This is a genomic window from Streptomyces sp. rh34, assembly GCF_002551245.1.
Lineage (GTDB): Bacteria > Actinomycetota > Actinomycetes > Streptomycetales > Streptomycetaceae > Streptomyces.
In genome coordinates this window covers 1-1,874 of sequence record NZ_NTGZ01000501.1, presented here as the reverse complement: position 1 = coordinate 1,874, position 1,874 = coordinate 1, and the positions used below count along the sequence as shown (strand labels likewise).

The 1,874-nt window shown below is 70.4% G+C and carries 3 protein-coding genes; all 3 read right to left on the bottom strand.

All coding sequences use genetic code 11. From position 1 onward, the window contains the following. The coding region (locus tag CR470_RS37675) for a PhzF family phenazine biosynthesis protein (RefSeq protein WP_143663990.1) at positions 1-439 on the bottom strand (439 nt) is incomplete at its 3' end. A 134-nt stretch (positions 440-573) separates the two neighbouring features. Then, positions 574-1,053 carry a lamin tail domain-containing protein gene (locus CR470_RS37670; RefSeq protein WP_097872243.1) on the bottom strand — a complete coding sequence of 160 codons (480 nt, stop codon included), beginning with the start codon at positions 1,051-1,053 and terminating at the stop codon, positions 574-576. Positions 1,054-1,197: 144 nt separating this feature from the next. Further along, positions 1,198-1,874 (bottom strand): SDR family oxidoreductase (locus CR470_RS37665; protein WP_107489551.1); only part of this gene is annotated, 677 nt, incomplete at its 5' end.

Below are 1,874 nucleotides of genomic sequence, written 5' to 3'. Positions count from 1 at the left end.
CCGCCCAGTCCAGGGCCGCCAGCGCCTCCGCCAGGTCGGCCGCGGCGGTCTCCTCGACGCGCGGGGCCACGCTGGTGAGGGTGGCGCGGAGCTCGGCGCCCTCCCGTACGACCGTCACCGGCACCAAACCCGCGGCCGTGGCGAACTCCAGCTCGCCCGGCCCGTCCCGTTCGGCCAGGGCGAGCGCCGTGGCGACCGTGGCGTGGCCGCAGAAGGGAACCTCGGCCTTCGGACTGAAGTAGCGGATCGTGTACGCGCCTTCGCCGGTCCGCTCCGTCAGGAACGCCGACTCGCTGTACCCCACCTCCGCCGCGACGGCGAGCATCGCCTCCTCGTCCATCCCGGAGGCGTCCAGGACGACGCCGGCGGGGTTCCCGCCCGCGGGGTCGGCGGAGAAGGCGGTGTAGCGCAGGACTTCGGGCCCGGAAGCAGGTCTCATGCAGAGATCCAACCCTGCCGCCGCTCCCGGCATTCCCGACTCCCGGTGCGGCGACGAGGTGGTACGGCGGTGCGGCGCGGGAGAGCGGGTCGCGGCCCCCTCCGGAGCGCCGCGACCAGCCCTCCCCGGGCGGGTCAGTGGCAGTTCTTGACGCCCTTGTTCGCCTTGGTGGACTTCTTCCAGGAGCAGGAGTCCTGGAGCTTCCCGTTCGGCTTGATCAGCCGCGCCTTGTCGCCGGTGTTGTTCCAGACGTACGAGCCCCGGTTCCAGTGCACGGTGCCCGAGACGTTCTTGCCCTTGCCGGTGCGGAGCTTGACGGTCTTGCCCGCGCCGATCGTGTAGCTGCCGAAGGTGTAGGTGTAGCCGGTGTTGTCCTTCACCTTGTAGCCCTTGAGCTGGACCTTCTTCTTGCCGTTGTTGTGGATGTTCACCCACTCGGCGTTCAGTGACTTCGTGGTCCGGTTGTCCTTGCCGGGGCCGTCGTACTGCACGGTCCCGAAGTGCAGCCCGCCCTGGTGGGCGGCCGCCGAGGCCGGTGCCGCCGTGGCGAGGAGCGAGCCGGCCAGTGCGGTGGCGGCGGCCAGGGCGATCGGCGCAGCGGTGCGTATGCGCATGCGGTGTTCCTTCTGTGTTGTTCTGGTGAAGGCGTAACGGGATGCGATCATACGGATAGCACGCGCTTGCTCGGTCGAGGGTGAAGAAGTCGGCAAATTCGGTCACTTAATGGCTAGTTCGAGCGAACCTGATCACCTGGGAGCTCAGCCGCGTCCGATGTACGGCATGTTCGTCGCCAGGACCGTGGCGAACTGGACGTTCGCCTCCAGCGGCAGCTCCGCCATGTGCACCACCGTCCGCGCCACGTCGGACGCCGCCATCACGGGCTCCACCGCCGGCTCCCCGTTGGCCTGGAGGATCCCGGTCGACATCCGCTCGGTCATCTCCGTCGCCGCGTTGCCGATGTCGATCTGTCCGCAGGCGATCCGGTAGGCGCGGCCGTCCAGCGACAGCGACTTCGTCAGCCCGGTCATCGCGTGCTTCGTCGCGGTGTACGCGATCGAGTGCGGGCGCGGCGCGTGGGCGGAGACCGAGCCGTTGTTGATGATCCGGCCGCCCTGCGGGTCCTGCTCCTTCATCAGCCGGTACGCGGCCTGCGCGCACAGGAACGCGCCCGTCAGGTTCACGTCGACGACCGCCCGCCAGTCCTCGGCGGCCAGGTCCTCCAGCGGCACGCCGCCGGGGCCGAACGTGCCCGCGTTGTTGAACAGGAGGTCCAGTCGGCCGAACCGCTCCCGTACGGCGGTGAAGAGTGCGCCGACCTCGTCGGCGTCGGTCACGTCCGTGGTGACGCACAGCGCCTCGGTGTCCCCGGCGGCGGCCGCCGTCTCCGCCAGCGGCTCGGCCCGCCGCCCGGCGAGCGCGAGCGACCAGCCCGTGC

Coding starts and splice junctions, on each gene's coding strand:
- CR470_RS37670 (WP_097872243.1), bottom strand. CDS start 1,053: ATGCGCATACGCACCGCTGCGCCGATCGCCCTGGCCGCCGCCACCGCA.